The 20,598-nt window shown below is 67.1% G+C and carries 20 protein-coding genes and 1 pseudogene; 13 read left to right on the forward strand and 8 right to left on the reverse strand.

Annotated features, from left to right (window positions below; genetic code table 11):
• Nucleotide 1: 1 nt before the first annotated feature.
• The 3 genes from B3E91_RS00380 to B3E91_RS00390 form a co-directional block, all read right to left on the reverse strand.
• Nucleotides 2–871 (reverse strand): ABC transporter permease, encoded by an 870-nt coding sequence (locus B3E91_RS00380; RefSeq protein WP_273229667.1) that lies wholly within the window; start codon nt 869–871, stop codon nt 2–4.
• A gap of 1 nt (nt 872) precedes the next feature.
• Complete coding sequence (locus tag B3E91_RS00385; protein WP_287027879.1) at nt 873–1,967, reverse strand: ABC transporter ATP-binding protein; 1,095 nt, start codon at nt 1,965–1,967, stop codon at nt 873–875.
• Nucleotides 1,968–2,106: 139 nt separating this feature from the next.
• Complete coding sequence (locus B3E91_RS00390) at nt 2,107–3,261, reverse strand: ABC transporter substrate-binding protein (RefSeq protein WP_090231580.1); 1,155 nt, start codon at nt 3,259–3,261, stop codon at nt 2,107–2,109.
• A 230-nt stretch (nt 3,262–3,491) separates the two neighbouring features.
• On the opposite strand from B3E91_RS00390, the gene fabG reads away from it, so the two are divergent.
• Nucleotides 3,492–4,256: a 3-oxoacyl-ACP reductase FabG gene (gene fabG / locus B3E91_RS00395; RefSeq protein ID WP_282338831.1), complete on the forward strand. Its 765-nt coding sequence runs from the start codon at nt 3,492–3,494 to the stop codon at nt 4,254–4,256.
• A gap of 468 nt (nt 4,257–4,724) precedes the next feature.
• On the opposite strand, the gene B3E91_RS00400 is transcribed toward fabG, so the two are convergent.
• Together B3E91_RS00400 and B3E91_RS00405 are read right to left on the reverse strand one after the other, a co-directional pair.
• Entirely contained in the window at nt 4,725–6,059 is a 1,335-nt protein-coding gene (locus B3E91_RS00400; RefSeq protein WP_287027880.1) for an aspartate aminotransferase family protein, read from the reverse strand.
• The gene (locus B3E91_RS00405) at nt 6,056–7,060 is read right to left on the reverse strand and encodes a phosphotransferase enzyme family protein (RefSeq protein ID WP_287027881.1); all 1,005 of its coding nucleotides are present in this window, start codon (nt 7,058–7,060) and stop codon (nt 6,056–6,058) included. Before B3E91_RS00405 ends, B3E91_RS00400 begins: the two co-directional genes overlap by 4 nt.
• Nucleotides 7,061–7,318: 258 nt before the next feature.
• Between B3E91_RS00405 and B3E91_RS00410 the strand changes: the two genes are divergently transcribed.
• A complete protein-coding gene (locus B3E91_RS00410) occupies nt 7,319–8,095 on the forward strand; it encodes a DeoR/GlpR family DNA-binding transcription regulator (RefSeq protein ID WP_273229656.1) in 777 nt (258 codons plus the stop codon).
• A 15-nt stretch (nt 8,096–8,110) separates the two neighbouring features.
• On the opposite strand, the gene B3E91_RS00415 is transcribed toward B3E91_RS00410, so the two are convergent.
• Genes B3E91_RS00415 through B3E91_RS00425 form a run of 3 tightly spaced genes read right to left on the reverse strand, consistent with a single transcriptional unit; the run spans nt 8,111 to nt 9,906 of the window.
• Complete coding sequence (locus B3E91_RS00415; RefSeq protein ID WP_287027882.1) at nt 8,111–8,791, reverse strand: GNAT family N-acetyltransferase; 681 nt, start codon at nt 8,789–8,791, stop codon at nt 8,111–8,113.
• A gap of 14 nt (nt 8,792–8,805) precedes the next feature.
• Nucleotides 8,806–9,252, reverse strand: coding sequence for a GNAT family N-acetyltransferase (locus B3E91_RS00420; RefSeq protein WP_287027884.1), 447 nt, complete (start codon nt 9,250–9,252; stop codon nt 8,806–8,808).
• A gap of 21 nt (nt 9,253–9,273) precedes the next feature.
• Nucleotides 9,274–9,906, reverse strand: a complete 633-nt coding sequence (locus tag B3E91_RS00425) for an FMN-binding negative transcriptional regulator (RefSeq protein WP_287027886.1) — start codon at nt 9,904–9,906, stop codon at nt 9,274–9,276.
• A 90-nt stretch (nt 9,907–9,996) separates the two neighbouring features.
• Between B3E91_RS00425 and B3E91_RS00430 the strand changes: the two genes are divergently transcribed.
• The 11 genes and pseudogenes from B3E91_RS00430 to B3E91_RS22130 all read left to right on the forward strand — a co-directional run.
• Nucleotides 9,997–11,481 carry a PLP-dependent aminotransferase family protein gene (locus B3E91_RS00430; protein WP_287027888.1) on the forward strand — a complete coding sequence of 495 codons (1,485 nt, stop codon included), beginning with the start codon at nt 9,997–9,999 and terminating at the stop codon, nt 11,479–11,481.
• 310 nt (nt 11,482–11,791) lie between these two features.
• Nucleotides 11,792–12,469 (forward strand): thermostable hemolysin, encoded by a 678-nt coding sequence (locus B3E91_RS00435; RefSeq protein WP_090231571.1) that lies wholly within the window; start codon nt 11,792–11,794, stop codon nt 12,467–12,469.
• Nucleotides 12,459–13,925, forward strand: coding sequence for an AMP-binding protein (locus B3E91_RS00440; RefSeq protein WP_287027890.1), 1,467 nt, complete (start codon nt 12,459–12,461; stop codon nt 13,923–13,925). Before B3E91_RS00435 ends, B3E91_RS00440 begins: the two co-directional genes overlap by 11 nt.
• 9 nt (nt 13,926–13,934) lie before the next feature.
• Nucleotides 13,935–14,627 carry a TenA family transcriptional regulator gene (locus B3E91_RS00445; RefSeq protein WP_287027891.1) on the forward strand — a complete coding sequence of 231 codons (693 nt, stop codon included), beginning with the start codon at nt 13,935–13,937 and terminating at the stop codon, nt 14,625–14,627.
• Complete coding sequence (locus B3E91_RS00450; protein WP_287027892.1) at nt 14,614–15,417, forward strand: SDR family oxidoreductase; 804 nt, start codon at nt 14,614–14,616, stop codon at nt 15,415–15,417. The genes B3E91_RS00445 and B3E91_RS00450 overlap by 14 nt, the downstream gene beginning before the upstream one ends.
• Entirely contained in the window at nt 15,414–16,070 is a 657-nt protein-coding gene (locus B3E91_RS00455) for a hypothetical protein (RefSeq protein ID WP_287027893.1), read from the forward strand. Before B3E91_RS00450 ends, B3E91_RS00455 begins: the two co-directional genes overlap by 4 nt.
• 23 nt (nt 16,071–16,093) lie before the next feature.
• Nucleotides 16,094–16,750, forward strand: a complete 657-nt coding sequence (locus tag B3E91_RS00460; RefSeq protein WP_090231567.1) for a response regulator — start codon at nt 16,094–16,096, stop codon at nt 16,748–16,750.
• Between the two features lies 1 nt (nt 16,751).
• Nucleotides 16,752–18,122: a sensor histidine kinase gene (locus B3E91_RS00465; RefSeq protein ID WP_287027894.1), complete on the forward strand. Its 1,371-nt coding sequence runs from the start codon at nt 16,752–16,754 to the stop codon at nt 18,120–18,122.
• A 106-nt stretch (nt 18,123–18,228) separates the two neighbouring features.
• Nucleotides 18,229–18,804, forward strand: coding sequence for a cytochrome b (locus B3E91_RS00470; protein WP_287027895.1), 576 nt, complete (start codon nt 18,229–18,231; stop codon nt 18,802–18,804).
• A 319-nt stretch (nt 18,805–19,123) separates the two neighbouring features.
• Nucleotides 19,124–19,714, forward strand: coding sequence for a hypothetical protein (locus B3E91_RS00475; RefSeq protein ID WP_287027896.1), 591 nt, complete (start codon nt 19,124–19,126; stop codon nt 19,712–19,714).
• Between the two features lie 15 nt (nt 19,715–19,729).
• Nucleotides 19,730–20,542: pseudogene (locus B3E91_RS22130) on the forward strand (sulfatase-like hydrolase/transferase); the annotation flags it as partial.
• Nucleotides 20,543–20,598 lie beyond the last annotated feature (56 nt).

Below are 20,598 nucleotides of genomic sequence, written 5' to 3' on the forward strand. Positions count from 1 at the left end.
CTCAGCGTCTCCCCAGCACGCGGTCGAGGTCCAGCCTGGAAAGCACCGCCAGGGTCAGCCCGCCGATGATCAGCACCAGCAGCACGGCCAGCGCGGCACCGAGCGGCCAGTCCTGGGCGTAGGTGAAGGCGATCTCGATGTCGTGCACCACGGTGATCACCGATTGCCCGCCGAGAATCTTCGCCTCGGCCACCGCGCCGACGGCGAGGACGAAGGTCAGCAGCATGCCGATGAGGATGCCGGGCATCGCCAGCGGCAGCTCGACCTCGCGCCAGACCATGAAGCGCCCGGCGCCGAGGTCGGCGGCCGCGTCGATCAGGTCGCGCGGCACCATCGACAGGCCCAGGGTCATCGGGAACAGCATGAACGGCAGGTACACGTAGACCATGCCGAACAGCGTGATCCCCGGCGTGTAGAGCACCTCGGGGCCCGGCCCCATGCCAACGGCGTTGAGCAGGCCGTCGACCACGCCGTTCTTGATGAAGAACTGCACCCAGCCATAGAGGCGGACGTTTTCCGAGATGAACAGCGGGAACACGAAGAGCACGCTGACCAGCGAGGAGAAACGCCCGAACGCGTGGTTGAGGCCGTAGGCGATCGGATAGGCGATCAGCGCCAGGATGATCGTGCAGGCCGCGGCCAGCCCCAGCGACCAGACGAACGAGGTCCACACGGTGTTGGAGGAATCCAGCACCGCGGAGAAGTTGGCCAGGGTGAACGAGGTGAACACCTCGAAGCTCTTCGGCGAGGCGAAGGCGTAGGCGACCACGGTGACCAGCGGCGCGAGGAAGCCCAGCAGCAGGAAGAGCAGCACCGGGCTGGCGTAGCGCAGGCCGGTGGAAACCACGGGTGGCGCGTCGGAATCGTGCATCTCAGGCCTCCGCCACGAAGGCATCGGCGGCGTTCCAGCCGATCATCACCTGCTGGTCGAGGGCCGCATCGCGCGCCAGGGTGCGCGGGATCTCGATGAGCACGCTCTTTTCGCCGCAACGCACCTGGTACTGGATGCGCGAACCCAGCGAATACTCGTTGAATACGCTGCCGCGGATGACGTTGTCGAACTCGTCCGGCGCGCTGGCGAAGCGCATGTACTCGGGGCGCACGATCAGCGTGGCCGCCTGGGCGCCCTGCAGCGATTCGGGCAGGGTCAGGGTCACGGCGCTGTCGGTGTCGGCGCTGAACCAGCGGTCGGCTTCGCGCACCAGCGGAAACTTGTTCACCTCGCCGAAGAACTCGGCGACGAATTCGGTTTCCGGCCGCGCGTAGATGCTCTCCGGCGTACCGATCTGGACGATCTTGCCGGCACTCATCACCGCGATGCGGTCGGACATCACCATCGCCTCCTCCAGCGAGTGGGTGATGTAGACGAAGGTCTTGCCGCTCTCGCGGTGCAGGTCCTTGAGCTCCTTCTCCAGCACCTTCTTCAGCTTGTAGTCGAGCGCCGACAGCGGCTCGTCAAACAGCAGCACATCGGGGTCGTAGGCGAAGGCGCGGGCCAGCGCGACGCGCTGCTTCTCGCCGCCGGAACACTTCATCACGTTCTTGCCGTAGTAGCTCTCCGGCAGGCGCAGCATGCGCAGCAGCTCCAGCGCGCGCTCCTTGCGCTGCGCCGGCGGGACGTTCTTCACCTTGAGCGGGAATTCGATGTTCTCGCCGACGGTCTTGTGCGGGAACAGCGCCAGCGACTGGAACACCAGGCAGGTCGGCCGCTGTTTAGCCGGGACGTTGTTGATCAGCTCGCCGCGCAGGGTGATGTTGCCGTCGCTCGGCGCCTCCATGCCGGCCAGCATGCGCAGCAGCGTGGTCTTGCCGGAGCCGGACGGGCCGACCACGGTGAGGAACTCGCCGTCGAGGATGTTCAGTGAAATGCCGCTGACCGCGGTGAACTCGTTGAAACGCTTGTAGACATCCACCAGTTGCAGAATCGGTAGCGGTGCCTTGGCGACGTCATTCAATGCGCTGCTCATAGTCGTGCCTTGTTCGATTACGGGACGTGCAGGGTCCCGCCCACGCGCCGGCCAGCAGCAGGCGCGTGAGCGGGCGATGGGGCCAGTTGGCGGCGCGGGCGCGCGTCATCCGATGGCGCCCGGCCCACGGGTGTCGCGATCAGCGCATGCGCTTGGCGGCGGTGATCATGTCCAGTGCCTCGGCGTACTCGGGAACGATGTCGTACTCGACGCAGCGGCTCATTTCCTCGGCCAGGCTGTCCCACTGGATGATGTCCAGCTCTTCCTGGGTGAACAGCTTGAAGCACTCCGGGTTGCCCATCTGGCTGACCGGGTTGAAGGTGCCCTCGGCGAACGCCACCTGGTGGGCGACGTCGGGCTTCTGCACGTACTTGAGGAATTCGGTGGCCAGCGGCGAGACGTTGGGGTTGTTCACCACCGAGGTGATCTCGATCCAGGAAACCCCGCCCTTGCCGTCGATCGGCCCGCGCAGCGGCGTGATGCCGCGTATTTCCGGGTAGCCGTCGGCGCGCGCCGGCGAGGCGGTGTAGGTGCCGCCGGTGAGGTACAGGTCGATCTCGCCGGAGATCATCGCCTGGTTCAGGCTGGCGACGTCGCCGACCATCTTCGCGCCCTTGAAGACCTTCACCGCGGTCTGCTGGAACGCCTCCATCTCCGCCGGCGTGTGCTTGACGAAGGGGTTGATGCCGGCGATCAGGAAGATATCGAAGACGTTCCAGTCGTCCGACTCCTGGATGCCGTACTTGCCGGCCAGGGCCTTGTCGTTGAACAGGTCCCAGCCGGTGTCCTCGGCGCTGGCACGGCTGATCTTCTTGGTGTTCACCACGTAGTTGAACGGCCCGAAGCGCTGCGCCATGCCCAGCAGGTCCTTGCCGTCCTCGCTCATCGCCCACTTATAGGGGGCCTTGAACTCCGGCAGCATGGCGTCGAAATAGGGCTCGAACTCGGCGCGTGGCAGCGACTTGATCAGTCCCGCGGGGGCCATGACCTTGCGCGCCCACGGGTTGTTCACGTTGATCAGGTCCCAGACGTTGGTCTCGCCACCGCGCAGACGGTTGATCATGGTGGGGTCGTTGGTGAGGCTCTCGGCCTTCACCGTCGCCCCGGTCATCGAGCGGAACGGGTCGAGCACCTGCGCCGAGTTGTAGCCTTCCCAGCAGAGGATGTTCAGCTCCTTGCTGCGCGCCGCCGCGAAGGCCGACGAGCCGCCCAGCAGCGTGCCACCGCCCAGCGCCATCGCACCGGCGCCAGCCCCCATCATCTTCAGCAATTTCCTTCTCGACAGATCGTTCATCTTCTCTCCTACCCGGACGGGGGCGTGGTTCAGCGATGCGTCGAGTAGAACTCACGAATGAGGCAGGTTCAACATTTTTTTTCGCACCAGATGTGGACCTTCACGCACTAAAAAGCAGCACGAAATCCGTTCGATTCGAGCATAAAATTAATAACTAATTGATTTTTATCGATTTCATTGGTGGTCTGTATTTTGCCAGGGATCTGTCACTATTCAGAGAGGACCACCAAATGTTTGAGTCACTACAAAACAAAACCGTCATCGTGACGGGCGCCAGCCGCGGGATCGGCCTGGGCATCGCCAAACGCTTCGGCCAGGCCGGGCTGAACGTGCTGGTGGTGTCGCGCTCGCTCGCCGACGCGCAGGCGGTGGCCGAGGGCATCGGCGCCAACGCCTCGGCGTTCGCCGCCGACGTGAGCGAGGAATCGGCCTGCCAGGCGATGGTGAACGCCGCCGTGGAACGCTACGGCTCGGTGGACGTGCTCGCCGCCAACGCCGGGATCTTTCCCTCGGCGCGCATCGAGGACATGACCACGGCGGACTTCGACCACGTGATCGCCACCAACCTGCGCAGCAGCTTCCTCAGCACCAAGGCGGTCCTGCCGGTGATGAAGAAGAACGGCTTCGGCCGCATCGTCCTCACCTCCTCCATCACCGGCCCGATCACCGGCTATCCGGGCTGGTCGCACTACGCCGCGAGCAAGGCCGGGCAGCTGGGCTTCATGCGCACCGCCGCCATCGAACTGGCCAGCGCCGGGATCACCATCAACGCGGTGATGCCCGGCAACATCCTCACCGAAGGCCTGGACGGCATGGGCGCCGACTACCAGGCGGAAATGGCCGCCTCGATCCCGCTGCGCCGCCTCGGCTCGGTGGACGACATCGCCAACGCGGTGCTGTTCTTCTCCACCCGCGAAGCCGGCTTCATCACCGGCCAGACGCTGGTGATCGACGGCGGCCAGGTCCTCCCCGAATCCAGCGCCGCGCTGGGTTGAGACGCACCCCGAGCGCCCATGCAGGAGCCGCTCGCTCACGATCCGCTGCTCGCCAAGCGGCACCGGCGCACCGCCGCCCCAGGCATCGGCGTATCGCGTGGGCTGAAGCCCACCCTACGGCTTCGCGTTCATCCGCAAAAAATGTTTGGATTCACCACAGAGCGGTAGGGTGGGCTTCAGCCCACCGCCGCCCCCAAGCATCGGTGTATCGCGTGGGCTGAAGCCCACCCTACGTTTTCGCGTTCATCCGCAAATAATGTTTGGAATCACCACAGAGCGGTAGGGTGGGCTTCAGCCCACCGCCACCCCAAGCATCGGCGTATCGCGTGGGCTGAAGCCCACCCTACGGCGGTTCGCCGCCAAGCAGCAGCGCAAGCTGGCTCGCCTGTGTAGGAGCGAGCTCGCTCGCGATCCGCCCCCCAAAAAAAAGGCGGGCTTCAGGCCCGCCTTTCTTCATATCACTGCCACTCAAACCCCGCGCAACACCTTCTCCAGCGTGTCGACGAAGAAGCCGGCGTTGTCCTCGCCGAAGCACAGCGCCGGACGGATCTTCAGGACGTTGCCGTAGGCGCCGGCCGCGCCGATCAGGATGCCCTCCTCCTTCATCGCGTTGATCACGTAGGCCGCCAGGTTGGCATCCGGCTCGCGCTGGCCACGACTGAACTCCAGGCCGATGAACAGGCCGGCGCCACGCACGTCGCCGATCCGTTCGTCGCGACGACCGAGGTCGCGCAGGCCGTCGCGCAGCAGCGTGCCGATCCGGTCGGCGTTGGCGATCAGCCCTTCCTGCTCGATCACCTGCAACACCGCGAGACCGGCCGCGGCGGCCACCGGGTTGGCGCCGAAGGTGTTGAAGTAGCCGGTTTCGGCGCAGAACGCCTCGAGCAGTTCCGGGCGGGTGACGACACCGGCCATGGGGTAGCCGTTGCCCATGGGTTTGCCCAGGGTGACGATGTCCGGCTCGATGCCGTGCCGGGCGAAGCACCAGTGGCCCTTGCCGGTGCGGCCGAAGCCCGGCTGCACCTCGTCGGCGATGAACAGCCCGCCCGCCTCGTGCACCACGGCCAGCGCCTCGGCAAGAAATCCGGCGGGATCGGCGAACACGCCGTCGCTGGAGAACACCGTGTCCACCACCAGCCCGGCGAAGGTGATGCCGTTGTTCTGCAGGTCGGCGATGGCCGCGCGCAGGTGCGCGGCGAACACCGTGCCGACCTTCTGCCCCGGCTCCAGGTGATAGCTGTCCGGCGCCGGGATGGTGCGGATGTGCGGCGGCAACGGGCTGCCCTTGCGGTACGACGACGGCGAGATTTCCATCACCGCCGTGGTGTTGCCGTGGTAGGCCGTCTCGGTCACCACGAAGCCGTTGCCGCCGGTGTGGGTCTGCGCCATGCGCAGGGCGATGTCGTTGCTTTCGCTGCCGGTACAGGTCAGCACCAGGTTCGACAGCGACGCCGGAAAGGTCGCCAGCAGGGTTTCCGCGTAGGTATGCAGGTTCTCGTACAGGTAGCGGCTGTTGGTGGCGAGCAGCGCGGCCTGGCGGCTGATCGCCTCGACCACTTGCGGGTGGCAGTGGCCGACGGTGGGCACGTTGTTGTAGACGTCCAGGTAGGCCTTGCCGGCCGCATCGAACATGGTCACGCCCTCGGCGCGAACAATCTCCAGCGGCTTCTGGTAGAACAGCACCGAGGAGGCGCCGAACGAGGCGCGGCGCCGCTCGACCAGCGTCGCCAGGCGCGCGTCGAGGCGCTCGGCGCTGGCCATGTCGAAGCGGTTCAACTGGAGGATTTGCTTCGACTCGGTCATCTCGGGTCCTTCTCTGCATAGGCGCTCAGGTAGCGCTCGGCCAGGGCAACGGTGCCGCGGGTGTAGTCCTCGCCCATCGACTGCGCGGTGGGCGTTTCGGCGTGGCTGGCGATCCAGGCGGTAAGTTGCATGCGGCGCAGCATCAGCAGCATGGGGATGGCGTCCTCGTCCTCCCGGGGCAACTCGGCGACGCTGCGATAGCCGTCCAGCCAGGCGGCGAGGAAGTCCGGTATCCGCGGGTCTTCCTCGAGGAAGCTGACGCAGGCGGCGAAGTCGTAGGCGTACCAGCTCAACCCGCAGTCGTCGAAGTCGATCACGCTGAGGCGGTCGCCATGCACCAGCAGGTTGGCCGGGCGCATGTCGCAGTGCACCAGACCGAAACGCTGCGCATCGGTGCCGTAGGCCGCGGTCTGCGCGCGCAGCAGCGCCTGGGTACGTTCCAGCACGTCGCGCCCGTGCGCGTCGAGGCCCAGCGCCTGGCGCCAGTCGCCCCAGTGCGCCCGCGGGCCGATGATGGTGTCGAAGTCCCACACCTTGCGCACGAAGCCCTCTGGCTTGACCCAGCTGCGGCTGTGCTGGTGCAGGCGCGCGTTGATCTGGCCGAGCACGCGATACCACTCGGCGAGGTCGCCGGCGGCGTCCGGTTCGCTGCCCGGCATCCACTCGAAGGCGGCGACGTGGCGCACCGTGTCGCCATCGGCGAAGGAGCACAGCAAGCGCCCGTCGACGGTGGGAATCGGCGCCGGAGCGCTGACCAGGCCGGACTCGCGCAACGCGAGAATCCAGCTCAGCTCGGACTCGATCTCGGCGACGCTGTGATAGTCGGGGCGCTGCACGCGAATCACCTGCCGGCGTTTTGTGGCAGTGTCCTCAACCAGATAGGTGGCGTTCTCCGAGATCGCCAGCAATCTGACCGCCGCATCTTCCGGCAGACCCCAGTTCGGCAGCGCCCCGCGCAGCCCGGCTTCGAGCCGCTGAAGAAATTCGCTCTCGTACAACATGACAATCCCCACAACCTTGGTGCGCTAGAAGTACAACATTTGAACCACAGCAACAAGGATAAATATTGCGCTTGCAACATTTTCAGGCCGAGACGACCACATTTCGTGCGACGGGAAAGCCTTCAACGCCGCGCACGCGGGTGACAGCGCCGGGCGTTCCCGCACGGGGGCTAATGATCTACCATGCGCAATCCGTAGGCCTTTTTGTGGTGAATCCCACAGTTGGCGCCCACCTTCAACGCAGTGATTCGAGGGCTCATGTCCAGAGCGAAAACCGCACGCCAGGCCAAGATCATGGCGGAACTCAACAATGCGCCGAGCCTGCGCATCGTCGACCTGGCCCGCCTGCACAACGTGTCCACCGAAACCATCCGCCGCGACCTCGACGAGCTGACCCAGGGTGGTCACCTGAACCGCACCTACGGCGGCGCCGTGCGCGCCATCGCCACCGAACCCTCGCTGACCGAACGCCACCGCCTCTACATCAACGAGCGCGAACGCATCGCGCGGGCCACCGTGCAACTGATCGAGGACGCGCAGATCCTCATGCTCGGCTCCGGCTCCACCACCGTGCACGTGGCCCGGCGCATCGCCACCGAGATGAAGGACATCACCGTGCTCACGCATTCCTTCGGCGTGGCCACGGTGCTGTCGATCAACCCGACCATCCGCGTCATCGTGCTGCCCGGCGAGTACCACGCCACCGAGGGCGCGATGGTCGGCGCGCACACCATCGCCTTCCTCAACGGCTTTTCCGCGGACTACGCGATTCTCGGCGCCAGCGGTCTGTCGGATGACGGCGCCAGCGATGCGCTGATCGACTGCAGCGCGGTGTACAGCACGATGATGCAGCGTTCGAGCAAGACGCTGATCGTCGCCGACCATTCCAAGTTCAACAGCACCTTCCCCGGTCGCTACGCCTCCTGGCACCAGGTCGACTGCCTGATCACCGACCAGCAGCCCACCGGCAAGCTGCTGCAGTGCCTGAACCAGAACAAGGTGACGCTCAGGCTGAGCAACGAACCGGCGGCCTGAAGCGCCGGCCGCCCCTCAGCCGCGCAGTGCTTCCAGGCTCTGCTTCTGGCGCCCTTCCCCATCGAAGTTGTCCTCGCCCAGCCAGCGCGCGAACGCCGCCTGGCAGCGCGGCCATTCGCTGTCGAGCAGGGAGAACCAGGCGCTGTCGCGGTTGCGCCCCTTGACCACCATGTGCTGGCGGAAGGTGCCTTCGTGGACGAAGCCCAGGCGCTGCGCCGCGCGCATCGAGCGGGCGTTGAGCGCGTTGCACTTCCATTCCAGACGGCGGTAGCCCAGCTCGCCCATCACCCGCTGCGCCAGCAGGTAGACCGCCTCGGTCGAACCCGGCGTGCGCTGCATGACGCGGCCGAAGGCGATGTGGCCGATCTCGATGCAGCCGTCCTTCGGCGCCAGGCGCAGGTAGCTGAGCAGGCCGACCGCGCGCCCGTTGGCGCGATCGATGACGGTGAAGAACAGCGGATCGGCGCTGGCCTGGTTGCCCGCCAGCCAGGCATCGAAGGGCGCGCGCTCGGCGAATGGCCCGTACGGCAGGTATTCCCACAGCAGCGGGTCTGCCTCCGGCCCCTGCAGCGCCCGCCACAGATCGTCGCCGTGGCGTGCGCTATCCAGCGGTTCCAGCCGCACGAAGCGGCCGTCTATGGGGGTATGCGACGGCGCGGCGACGGGTTGCCAGTCGAGGTGTCGTTCGGTGGTCATGGGGCACTTCCTGGTCAGAACAGCTTGCGGTACTGGACGAAGCCGGAGCGGTCGCCGATGCGGTCGTAGAGCTGCATGGCGTCGGTGTTGGTTTCGTGGGTTAGCCAGTGCACGCGCGAGGCGCCGGCGGCGCGGGCCTGCGCGTAGACGTGCTCGATCATCCGCCGGCCGATGCCGCTGCCACGCAGGCCGTCGGCGACGAACAGGTCCTGCAGGTAGCAGTAGTCGCCCAGCGTCCAGCAGGAGCGATGGAAGATCCAGTGCACCAGGGCGACGGCGCGGCCGTCCTGCCAGGCCAGCGCCGCGTGCATCGGCTCGGCCGGGTCGAGGAAGCGCTGCCAGGTGACCGGCGTGGTGCCTTCGGCCAGCTCGCTCTTATAGAACGTCAGATAGCCCTGCCAGAGCGGCAGCCAGGCGTCATGGTCGGCCGCGGTGACGGCGCGGATTTCGAGGGTTGACATGCGGGTTCCTTCTGCGTGGGTTCAGGATGGGTGATTCATGCGCTGCGCCAGTTCGCGGTCGCGCGCATCGCTGCTGGCGCCGAGGCCGTCGCGCACGCCCTGCTGGTCTGCCGCGCTGCGGTTCTGGCCGAGCTTCCACTTGCCTTCCAGGCGCTCGATGGGCAATGCGAAACCGACGATGGCGCGCAGCATGGCATCGATATAGTCGCGCGGCGCATCGCCCAGCGCCCAGGGCTGCGCGCGCCCGGCTTCGTGACGGTCGCTGAGGCGGCCGAGCAGGTCGAGCAGCCGCGCCGGCTCGTCGAAGACCTCGGCGCGACCCTGCGCGTGGACGGCGATGTAGTTCCAGGTCGGCACCACTTTGCCGTGCTCGGCCTTCGCCGGATACCAGGACGGGCTCACGTAGGCATCCGGCCCGCTGAACACCGCCAGCGCTGAACCGCCTTCGGCGAGCACTCGCCCGTGCGGATTGGCCCGGGCGACATGCCCGTAGAGCGTGCCGAATTCGCCCTCTTCCGGCACCAGCAACAACGGCAGGTGGCTGGCCTGCAGGCCGTCCGCGCCGTGGCTGACCAGGGTGGCCAGGCGGCTGTCGGCGATCAGCCGGTGCAGCTCGGAGAGATCGTCCTGGCGGAAGGCGGCGGGCAGGTACATGGGTGATTCTCCTGGCTTGACGGGCGCATCCTATGCAGACTATTGGCCTTCTCCAAGATCCATTTATGCCGACTTCGACAGGGCCAATCCATGCCAGGCGTCCCGCTTCCCTTCGACCTTTCCGGCATCCGCCTGGAACCCGGCAAGGGCCTCGCCCGCCAGCTCTACCAGGCCCTGCGCGAGCGCATGCTGGACGGGCGCCTGCCCGGCGCTACGAAACTGCCGGCGAGCCGTGACCTGGCCGCCCTGCTCGGCATCTCGCGCAATACCGTGACCCGCGCGTTCGACCAGTTGTACGCCGAGGGCTACGTCGAGGGCCGTGTCGGCGATGGCACCTACGTCGCCGCCCCGGTGGGCGCGGTGCGCACGGCGGCGCCGATCACTGAAGATCCACCGCCAAGCGCGGCACTGCGGCAACTGGCGGAGCATCACCTGTCGCCACCGCCCCAGGGCGCGCCGCGGGCGTTCCGCGTCGGTGTGCCGGCGTTCGACCTGTTTCCCTTCGAGACCTGGGCGCGATTGTCCGCGCGTTTCTGGCGCAAGCCGTCGCCGGCGCGGCTGGGCTACGGCGACCCGGCTGGCGATGCGCAACTGCGCGAACTGATCGCCGCCTACCTGCGCACCAGCCGCGGCCTGCACTGCGACCCGGCGCAGATCGTCATCACCTGCGGCGCGCAGCAGGCGATCAGCCTCTGCGCGCAGCTGCTGTTGCGCCCCGGCGACCGCGTGGCGATCGAGAACCCCGGCTACCGCGCCGCCGGGCATGCCTTCGCCGTGGCCGGCGCGCGCTTGCACGGTATCCCGGTGGACGCCGAGGGGCTGGACTGCGCCGCCCTGGAGCGCGCCGGTGACTGTCGCCTGGCCTACGTCACGCCGTCGCACCAGTACCCCACCGGCGTCACCCTCTCGCTGGCCCGGCGCCTGGAACTGCTGGACTGGGCCGAGCGCCACGACGGCTGGATCGTCGAGGACGACTACGACGGCGAGTACCGCTACAACGGTACGCCGCTGGCGCCGCTCGCCGCGCTGGACCGCCAGGGCCGTGTGCTCTATGTCGGCACCTTCTGCAAGATCACCTTTCCGGCGCTGCGCCTGGGCTACCTGGTGCTGCCGGCGAACCTCGCCCAGCCCTTCGCCCGGCGCCGCGCACTGGACATGCGCCACTCGGAAATCGGCACCCAGGCGGTGATGGCGGAGTTCATCGCCGCCGGACATTTCCAGCGCCATATCCGCCGCATGCGCAGCGCCGCCCGCAGCCGCCGCGACGCCCTGCTGGCCGGTTGGCCGGACGCCATACCGGGCTGCGCGCCGATGCCGGCGGTGGACGCCGGCCTGCACCTCTGCGTGCGCGTTGACAGCCTGGCCCGCGAACGCCAGCTGATCGCCGCCGCCGAACGCGTCGGCGTGGAAATCAACGCCCTGAGCCGCTACTGGCTACCCGACAGCGACGCCCCACAGGAGGCGCGCGCCGGTCTGGTCCTCGGCTTCGCCGCCGTGCCGGAAGCGGAGATCCGCCGCGCGCTGGATGCCCTGCGCCAGGCGTGGAGAACCCCGCTCGCATCGCCAGAGGAATGAGCGAAGCGAAGGGCCCCGCGGACGAATCGCAGGCAAAAAAAAGCAGCTCGATGCACGAGCTGCCAGGTGAGAAAGTGTTCACATGGAAAGGAGCCAATCCAAACGGTCGCGAATCCAGACGACCGACTGCATGCTAAGCCGGATGCAAGGCAGTTTCGTGACAGCGACGCCGGCGGACGTGAAGGCGGGCTCAGTCGCCCTGCCAACTGCAGCGATCTCGACCAGAGGCGCCCTCACGGCCGATCTTCAGAGTTCATTAAGGTTCGTTGTCGATAGTGCCCCCAGCTAATCAATGCTGGAGAGGATGTCGATGATCGATACCGAGTGGAACACCGTGTTTCCGTTGAGCTTTGGCGCGGATTTGCAGCGTCCGCTGGCGTTGTCGCTGACGCGCGAACAGGACCCCGGCCGCGAGGCGGTCGAGACGTTCATCCGCGAGCGCTTCGCGGCCGTGCATAACGCCGAAATCCATCATTTCATGCCCGAGCTGATGGCCCTGCACGACCGCCAGGGCCAACTCTGCGCCGCCGTCGGTGCCCGCCTCGGCAGAACGGGCCCGATGTTCATCGAGCAGTACCTGCAAAATCCGATGGAGCAGGTCGTTTCGCTCATCGCCGGCGAACCGGTGGAGCGCCGCTGCATCGTCGAAGTCGGCAACCTCGCGGCGCGCAACGCCGGCAGTGCCCGGCTGATCATCGTCGCGATGACCTGGCTGCTGGCCCGTCACGGGCTGGAATGGGTGGTTTTCACCGGCGCCGCGACGCTGATCAACAGCTTTCAGCGCCTGGGCCTGGAACCCCTTCTGCTGTGCGACGCCGACCCGGAAAGGCTGGGCGCGGACCAGGACACATGGGGGAACTATTACAGCCAGCATCCGCACGTCTATGCCGGCGACATCCGCTTCGGCCTGGAGCAGCTGGAAAGCAGCGGAGTGCTGGCACGCCTGGGTTTTCCTTTTTTTGACGCGCGGCACTGCCATGCGGCGTGAACTGACGGCGCTGCACGCCGAGTTGCAGAACCACCGGAACCTCCAGCCGTCGACGTATGCCCTGATCGGGGACAGCAGCCGCTTCGACTACCAGCAGCTGTGGGAAGGAGTCGAGCTGCGCCGCGCCGTGCTTGAGGCACAAGTGGGCAAGGTGTTCGCGCTGGTGATGGACAACAGCCCCGAAGCCGTACTCTGGGACCTGGCGGCGTTGTTCAGCGGTTTGCCCTGCGTGACCCTTCCGCCGTTCTTCACCCAGGCCCAGCGCGTCCATTGCTTCGACCAGAGCCAGGTGGACATCGCGATTGCCGACGAGGCGATGGCCGCCGACATGCAGCGCGCGGGCTTTCACCGCGACGGTGCTTTCTGGCGACGGGCGCAGAGCGCGGATCCGGGCATTCCCGCGGGCACCGCGAAGATCACGTACACCTCGGGCACCACCGGCACCCCCAAGGGCGTATGCCTGAGCGCGGAAGCCCTGCTGCGGGTAGCACGGGAGCTGGAGCACGCAAGCCGCCCGGCCGCGCCGGAACGCTACCTGGCGGTGCTGCCGATGGCGGTGCTGCTGGAGAACCTGGGCATTTACGCGGCGCTGCTGGCCGGAGCGAGCGTCACCGTATTCTCCCAGAAGCAGCTGGGCATCCACGGCGCCACGGGCGTGGAATGGCGGCGTCTGCTTTGCGCGCTGGTAACCAGCGGCGCGCAGAGCCTGATTCTGGTGCCGCAATTGCTGCTCGGCCTGGTCACGGCGATCGAGCGCAAGCAGCTGTCCGCCGGGCAATTCCGCTTCGTCGCGGTGGGCGGCGCGCGGGTATCGGACGATCTGCTGCAACGCGCCGCCCAGGTCGGTCTGCCGGTGTATCAGGGCTACGGGCTGTCCGAGTGCGTCTCGGTGGTCTGCCTCAACCGCCCTGGGCACGATCGCCCCGGCAGCGTCGGGCGGCCGTTGCGGCACGTCACGGTGCGGCTGGCGGATGACGGCGAAGTGCTGGTCAGCGGCTCCGCCCTGCTGGGCTATCTCGGCGAGCGGCCCTTCAGCGGCGACTGGCTGCCGACCGGGGATATCGGCAAGTTCGATGCGGACGGTTACCTGTACCTGCTGGGGCGCAAGAAGCACCAGTTCATCACCAGCTTCGGCCGCAACGTCAACCCGGACTGGGTCGAGGCCGAGTTGACCCAGCGCGGCACCATCGCCCAGGCATTCGTGCACGGCGAAGGCATGCGCCAGAACATGGCCCTGCTGTGGCCGCTGGACCCCGGCTGCAGCGACGAGACGCTGGCCGCGACCGTCGCCCAGGCCAACGCGCACCTGCCGGACTATGCCCAGGTGCATGCCTGGCAACGCCTCCCCGAACCCTTCACCCCGGACAACGGCCTGCTCACCAGCAACGGCCGGCTGCGCCGGGAAGCGATCCTGTCGCGCTACCGCGACGCTCTTTCAGAACCCATCACCCAGTGAGGTCACACCATGAATTTCTTTGACGAACTGCAAGCCGCCACCGCTCAGGAACGCCAGACCCTGTTCAGCCTGCCGGTGATTCGCGAAGCCCTGGCCGGCGACGTCAGCCTGGAAAGCTACCGGGCATTCCTTACCCAGGCCTATTACCACGTCCGCCATACGGTGCCGCTGTTGATGACCTGCGGCGCGCGTCTGCCCGCCCGCCTGGAGTGGCTGCGGGGCGCGGTGTGCGAATACATCGAGGAGGAATATGGCCACGAGAAGTGGATCCTCGATGACATCAAAGCCTGTGGCGGCGACGCCGACGCGGTGCGCGACGGACAACCCTCGATGGCGATCGAGCTGATGGTCGGTTATCTCTATGACCTGATCGCGCGGGGCAACCCGGTCGGTCTGTTCGGCATGGTCAACGTGCTGGAGGGCACCAGCATCGCCCTGGCCACCCAGGCGGCCAGTACCCTGCAAAAACGGCTGGAATTGCCGGACAGCGCCTTCAGCTACCTGTCCTCCCATGGCGCGCTGGACATCGGCCACATGGACACCTACCGCGCGCTGATGAACCGACTGGAGGACCCCGAGGACAAGAAGGCGGTGATCCACGCCAGCAAGGTCGTCTACCACCTCTACAGCGAGATGTTCCGCGGCCTTCCACGTAGCCAATCGCGGCCGACGGCCACCGAGGTGCGGCATGCAGCTGTCTGACTGCCGGGTGGTTCTCACCGGCGCCACGGGCGGCATCGGCCTGGCGCTGGTGGAGCAGCTCTGCGAGGGCGGCGCGCAGGTGCTGGCGGTGAGCCGTCAGCCCGACGCCCTGGCGGCGTTGGTGGCACGCTATCCGCTGCAACTGCATCAGGTCAGTGCCGACCTGCGCACCAGCGCCGGCCGGCAGGCCATCGTCGAGGCGGCGCGCCACCTGGGAGGCGTGAACCTCCTGCTGAACGGTGCCGGGGTCAACCGTTTCGCCCTGCTCGAGCAACTCGACGATGCGGAAATCGCCGACATGCTGGCGGTCAACCTGGTCGCCAGCCTGCAGCTGACGCGCGCCCTGCTGCCGATTCTGCGCAGCCAGTCGCATGCGCTGGTGGTCAACCTGGGGTCCACCTACGGCTCCATCGGCTACCCCGGCTATGCCGTGTACTGCGCGAGCAAGTTCGCCTTGCGCGGTTTTTCCGAAGCGCTGCGTCGGGAGCTGGCCGACACCGACGTGAACGTGTTGTACGTGGCGCCCCGCGCCACCCGCACCCGCATGAACAGCAGCGCCGCCATGGCCCTCAACGAAGCGCTCAAGACCAGCGTCGACGAGCCGCACGGCGTGGCCCGCGAAGTCATGGGCGCCATTCGCAAGAACCTCAACGAGTTGTACCTGGGCTGGCCGGAGAAACTCTTCGTCCGCCTGAATGGGCTTCTGCCCGGTGTCGTCGACCGCGCCCTGCGCAAACAGCTGCCGGTCATTCGCAGTTTCATTCAATTGCAGGAGAATCCCCCACGATGAAAACGGGCTCGCTCACCACCCTCGCCGCCCTGCTGTGCCTGCTTGGCCAGACCTCGGCCTGGGCCCTCGATCAGGCCGACAGCCAGCGCCTGCTAAGCATCCAGCAGCGTTGGGCGGAGGTGCAGTACAACACGCCGGAAAAACAGAAGGCGGCCGAGTTCGAGAAGCTTGCCGCGCAGGCGCAGGCATTCACTCAGGAACGACCGGCCGCCGCCGAGGCCTGGATATGGAACGGCATCGTGGTGAGCAGCTGGGCCGGTGCCGAAGGGGGTCTGGGCGCGCTGGGCAAAGCCAAGCAGTCGAAGGCGATGCTGGAAAAAGCGCTGGAACTGGAGCCGACGGCGTTGCAAGGTTCGGCCTACACCAGCCTCGCCGCCTTGTATGACCGCGTACCGCGCTGGCCCATCGGTTTCGGCGATGTCGACAAGGCGGACGCGTTGCTGCATGACGCCCTGCGCATCAATCCGAACGGGATCGACAGCCTGTACTTCTGGGGCGATCATCTGTACCGCGAAGGACAATACGCCGAGGCCAAGGCCGCACTGCTCCAGGCCAGACAGGCAGCGCCCAGGCCAGGCCGCGAACTGGCCGACGAAGGCCGGCGCCGCGATATCGATGCTTTACTCAAGGAAATCGAGCCCAAGCTCGACTGATTGCCCAGCCCGTAAGGATGCCCATGCGTTTGCTGCTCGTGGAAGATGACACCGCCCTCGGTGAGGGCGTACGCGCCGGTTTGCGCGCAGAGGGTTACACCGTGGACTGGCTGCAGGATGGCGTCAGCGCGGTGCATGCGCTGCTCAGCGAATCCTTCGACCTGCTGGTCCTGGACTTGGGCTTGCCCCGCCTCGGCGGCATCCAGGTGTTGCAGCAGATCCGCCAGCAGGCCAGCACCCTGCCGGTGCTCATCCTCACGGCGCGGGACGATACCGAGGACCGCATCGCTGGCCTGGATGCCGGCGCGGACGACTACCTGGTCAAGCCCTTCGACCTCAATGAACTCAAGGCCCGCCTGCGCGCGCTGCTGCGCCGCAGTAGCGGGCGTGCCCAGGTGGTGATCGAGCATGCGGGGATCAGCCTCGACCCCACCACCCAGCAGGTGCGCTACCGCGACGCGCCGGTGGTTCTCACGCCCCGGGAATACACGCTGTTGCACGAGCTGTTGTCGCAACCCGGCAAGGTGTTTACCCGCGAGCGCCTCACCCAGCTGCTGTACGGCTGGGACGAGGAAGCCGAAAGCAACACCCTCGAGGTGCACATTCACCATCTGCGCAAAAAGCTGTTTCCCGAGCTGATCCGCACCGTGCGCGGCATCGGCTATCGGGTGGAGGGCTGAGATGACTTCGTTGCGCCATCGCACCCTGTGGCTGGTCCTGGCGCTGCTGGTCCTCGGCACCCTGACCATCACCCTCTACAACTTCCACGACAGCAGCCACGAAATCACCGAGATCTACGACGCCCAGCTGGCGCAGAGCGCCCGACTGCTGCAGGGCATCGTGCAGATGCCGTTGCCCGACGAGCAGCGACAGCAGCTCTACGAGGCCTTCAACACCGCGCTGAGCCAGGCGGGGCGGCACAGGGTCGGCCATCCCTACGAAGGCAAGATGGCCTTCCAGGTCTGGGACCTGCAGGGCAAGAGCCTGGTGCGCTCGGCCAGCGCGCCGGTGTTCGATGAGGTGCCGGGCGTCCCGGGGTTCGCCGAAGTGAGCATCCAGGGAGTCGGCTGGCACGGTTTCCTGCTGCCGGACGAGAAACGCGGCCTGCGCATCTGGGTCGGCGAGCGCGACGATGTCCGCCAGGACCTGGTCGACCGGATCGTGCGGCACACGCTGATTCCCAACCTGATCGGCCTGGTCCTGCTCGCGGTACTGGTCTGGCAGGCCGTCGGCTGGGGGCTCCGGCCGTTGCAGAACATGGCACAGGTCATTCGCGGCCGGCACGCCGAGTCGCTGGAGCCGCTGCTGCTGACTCCGCTGCCCCGGGAACTGGAACCGATGCAGGCCGCGCTGAACCGGCTGCTGTCGCAGGTCGGCCACCTCCTGCAACGCGAACGGCGCTTCATCGGCGATGTGGCCCATGAAATGCGCACGCCGCTGGCGATCCTGCGCATCCATGTGCAGAACGCCCTGGAGGCGCAGGACGATGAAACCCGCGAGCAGGCCTTGCGCTTCCTGCTGGGCGGCGTGGACCGCCTGACCCGGGTGGTCAACCAGCTGCTGACGATGGCGAGGGTGGAGCCCGAGACGGCGCGCCAGGGCTGGCAGCATGTAAACATCGAGAGCGAGGTGCGCAAGACCCTGGCCGAACTCACCCCACTGCTGCTGGACAAGGGGCTCGAGCTGTCCCTGGAGGTGGCCGCCGGCCGCTACGAAACCCGCAGCGACGCGCAAGCCATAGGCATCGCCCTGCAGAACCTGGTGACCAATGCGGCCAACTTCTCGCCCGCCGGTGGCGAGGTCACCGTGCAGCTCGCGGAGGCCGGTGGCGACCGCTTCGTGCTGAGCGTGCGTGACCGGGGGCCGGGTATCGACGAGGCAAAGATGGAACGCCTCTTCGAGCGTTTCTACAGTCGCGACAACCCCAATGGCGCAGGCCTCGGGCTGTCGATCGTGGAGATGATCGCCAAACGTCTGGGCGGCAGCATCGCACTGGAAAACCACGCGCAAGGCGGGCTGCTCGCCACCCTGTCGATCCCGCGCAGCAGCTGACGCGGCCAGGACAAACGCAGCCGAGCTTCAGACTCCGTTAAGCCAGGCCCGGGATACTTCTCGCAACCAACGGCCACTCGGGTGGCCATTTACTCACGAGGGGCATATGGCCGATCTCACCCGTTCCACCGTCAATCATCCGCGGGCCGCCGACACCCCGGTTCCCGCCCGCTATGCCCGCACCTCCCGGTGGTTGCACTGGGTGATGGCCGGGCTGGTGATCCTGGCGTACATCCTGATCAATTGCCGCGGCTGGTTTCCCAAGGGCAGCACGCCGAGAACCCTGTTCGTCCAGGGGCATTTCTGGATCGGCCTGCTGGTTCTGGCGCTCGTCCTGCCCAGGCTGCTCGCGCGCCTGCGCTCCCCGGTGCCGCCGCTGCAGCCACCGCTTGCGCCGCTTATGCAACTGCTCTCCAAGGTGACTCACCTGGCGCTCTACGGCTTCCTGCTGGTACAGCCGCTGATGGGCCTGATGGTCGTGCTGCTGGAGCGAGGCGGTATTCCGCTGGGCGGCCTCACCCTCGCTTCGCCCTTCGCGCTGGACAAGGCGATGGCGGAGAACATCGAAGCCGCCCATGTCTTCCTCGGTGAAGCGTTCTACTACGTCATCGGCCTGCACATCGCCGCCGCGCTCTGGCATCACTTCTACCTGCGGGACAGCGTGCTCAAACGCATGCTCTAGCGTTCGCCGCCCGCGCATCGGCGCCTTCCCGGCAGCTCGCCCGCCAGTGCCGATTTGCCTTTGACAGGGCCGGGAAAACCGCCACACTCACCGGCCTTTTCGCGCGGGGAAACGCCCCGCGCCGGAGTGCGATTCCGTCCTCGGCAGGCGCCCTCCCCGCAGACAGGCTGACGCTGGCTACTCAACTTCGAGAAACCGGCGGCAGAACGACTGCCGGGCGCCCGCTGCCGATTCCGTCGGCCTACCGGACCTTCGCCGCCCACCCAGAGCCGTCGCGTGATCCATGCAGAGTCCTGATTCCACCGTTGCGATTGCCCTCGTGGCACGCTCCGTTTTTCCCTGCCTGATGCTGGCCCTGGCGCTCTGGCCGCGTCGCCTGCCGCGAAGGCGTGCGCTGCTGGAGTTCGCCGCCCTCGAAGTGCTGGGCCTGGTCACGCCCAGCCTGCTCTGGCTGCCCCTGGCGCTGGCCTATGGCGTGGCGGTCGCGCTGGATCGCGCCTTCTACGCCCGACTGGGCTGGCCTGTGGATGCCGATGCACTGCGCTTCGCCCGGCGCGAACCGGCCAATGCGAAGTTGCTGCTGCGCCAGGAACTCGGCGCGCGCGACGGGCTGCTCCTGCTGGCCGTGCTGGTCGCCTGCCTGCTGGCGGCCACCGGCCCAGCGTTCGCCGTATCCGGTGGTCTCCTCGTCGCCCTCTGGGCCGGCTACCTGGGCGTGAACGGCCTGTCGCTGCGTCGCGGGTCGCCCAGGCTGCCGGTGCCCAACCTGATCCTGGCCTGGTGGAAAAGCCGCCGCGAACCTGAACGGGTCGCCGGGCTGGCGGCAGCGCAGCGCGAGGAAATCCCCCGCCGCCTCGCCGCCGGGCCCTTCAGCTCAACCCGGCCTAACGTGCTGCTGATCGTCTGCTAGAGCCTGTCCAGGCGCGTGCTGGAAAGCCCGGCCGGGCGGGAGGCGACGCCACGGTACCAGGCCTTCGTCCGGCAGGAGATCGCCTCGGGGCGGCTGGTCGACTTTCCCCAGGCGCTGGCCAACTCATCGAGCAGCGACATCGCCTATGCCAGCCTCTTCACCGGCCTGTCGCCCGAGCAATCCTGGGAGCGTTTCCACCGCACGCCGCTGCTCTGGGATGTCGCCAAGTCGCGGGGCTACCACACCTCGTTCTACAGCTCGCAAAGCCTCGACTGGTGCGGCCTCGAGGCCTTCCTGATAGGCCCCTCGCTGGACCGTGCCGTTTACCGCGAGGTGCTCGGCGAGCCGGCCGTGAACGACATGGCGATGGATGATCGCGTACTGAACCGCTACCTGACGGCCGAACTGCCCCGCTGCGCCGCGCCGTTCTTCTCGGTAGTCAACTACAACATGCTGCACGCGCCGTTCAGCCCCCAGGGCGGCGACCGGCCGACGCGTACGCCCTCGGCGCTCGCCGACTACCTCGACGCGCTGCGCCTCTTCGACGCCTGCCTGGGCGAGCTGCTGGACAGCCTCTCGGCCAGCGGCCAGCTGGACAACACGCTGATCGCCTTCACCGCCGACCACGGCGAGACGCCGGAGCGCTACGACCGCCAGCAGGCGCGGCGCATGCCGCTGCGCCTCGACCAGTTGGACCTCGACAACCTGTCGGTGCCGTTCTGGCTGCGCTGGCCGGCCAACGCCCTCGACGACGCGCAATGCCGGCAGTTGCGGGCCAACGTTGAGGTCACCGTGAGCCATATCGACCTGTACCCGACGTTGCTGCAACTGTTCGGCGTCGACCTCGAAACCCGCCAGCGCCTGGGCTCGGGACAAAGCCTGCT

This window comes from Pseudomonas sp. UBA6310 (assembly GCF_002438225.1).
Taxonomy (GTDB): domain Bacteria; phylum Pseudomonadota; class Gammaproteobacteria; order Pseudomonadales; family Pseudomonadaceae; genus Pseudomonas_O; species Pseudomonas_O kuykendallii.

Bases quoted from the DNA above. Each gene is read 5' to 3' on its own strand.
- B3E91_RS00380 (WP_273229667.1), bottom strand. From the start codon at position 871: ATGCACGATTCCGACGCGCCACCCGTGGTTTCCACCGGCCTGCGCTAC.
- B3E91_RS00385 (WP_287027879.1), bottom strand. From the start codon at position 1,967: ATGAGCAGCGCATTGAATGACGTCGCCAAGGCACCGCTACCGATTCTG.
- B3E91_RS00390 (WP_090231580.1), bottom strand. From the start codon at position 3,261: ATGAACGATCTGTCGAGAAGGAAATTGCTGAAGATGATGGGGGCTGGC.
- fabG (WP_282338831.1), top strand. From the start codon at position 3,492: ATGTTTGAGTCACTACAAAACAAAACCGTCATCGTGACGGGCGCCAGC.
- B3E91_RS00400 (WP_287027880.1), bottom strand. From the start codon at position 6,059: ATGACCGAGTCGAAGCAAATCCTCCAGTTGAACCGCTTCGACATGGCC.
- B3E91_RS00405 (WP_287027881.1), bottom strand. From the start codon at position 7,060: ATGTTGTACGAGAGCGAATTTCTTCAGCGGCTCGAAGCCGGGCTGCGC.
- B3E91_RS00410 (WP_273229656.1), top strand. From the start codon at position 7,319: ATGTCCAGAGCGAAAACCGCACGCCAGGCCAAGATCATGGCGGAACTC.
- B3E91_RS00415 (WP_287027882.1), bottom strand. From the start codon at position 8,791: ATGACCACCGAACGACACCTCGACTGGCAACCCGTCGCCGCGCCGTCG.
- B3E91_RS00420 (WP_287027884.1), bottom strand. From the start codon at position 9,252: ATGTCAACCCTCGAAATCCGCGCCGTCACCGCGGCCGACCATGACGCC.
- B3E91_RS00425 (WP_287027886.1), bottom strand. From the start codon at position 9,906: ATGTACCTGCCCGCCGCCTTCCGCCAGGACGATCTCTCCGAGCTGCAC.
- B3E91_RS00430 (WP_287027888.1), top strand. From the start codon at position 9,997: ATGCCAGGCGTCCCGCTTCCCTTCGACCTTTCCGGCATCCGCCTGGAA.
- B3E91_RS00435 (WP_090231571.1), top strand. From the start codon at position 11,792: ATGATCGATACCGAGTGGAACACCGTGTTTCCGTTGAGCTTTGGCGCG.
- B3E91_RS00440 (WP_287027890.1), top strand. From the start codon at position 12,459: ATGCGGCGTGAACTGACGGCGCTGCACGCCGAGTTGCAGAACCACCGG.
- B3E91_RS00445 (WP_287027891.1), top strand. From the start codon at position 13,935: ATGAATTTCTTTGACGAACTGCAAGCCGCCACCGCTCAGGAACGCCAG.
- B3E91_RS00450 (WP_287027892.1), top strand. From the start codon at position 14,614: ATGCAGCTGTCTGACTGCCGGGTGGTTCTCACCGGCGCCACGGGCGGC.
- B3E91_RS00455 (WP_287027893.1), top strand. From the start codon at position 15,414: ATGAAAACGGGCTCGCTCACCACCCTCGCCGCCCTGCTGTGCCTGCTT.
- B3E91_RS00460 (WP_090231567.1), top strand. From the start codon at position 16,094: ATGCGTTTGCTGCTCGTGGAAGATGACACCGCCCTCGGTGAGGGCGTA.
- B3E91_RS00465 (WP_287027894.1), top strand. From the start codon at position 16,752: ATGACTTCGTTGCGCCATCGCACCCTGTGGCTGGTCCTGGCGCTGCTG.
- B3E91_RS00470 (WP_287027895.1), top strand. From the start codon at position 18,229: ATGGCCGATCTCACCCGTTCCACCGTCAATCATCCGCGGGCCGCCGAC.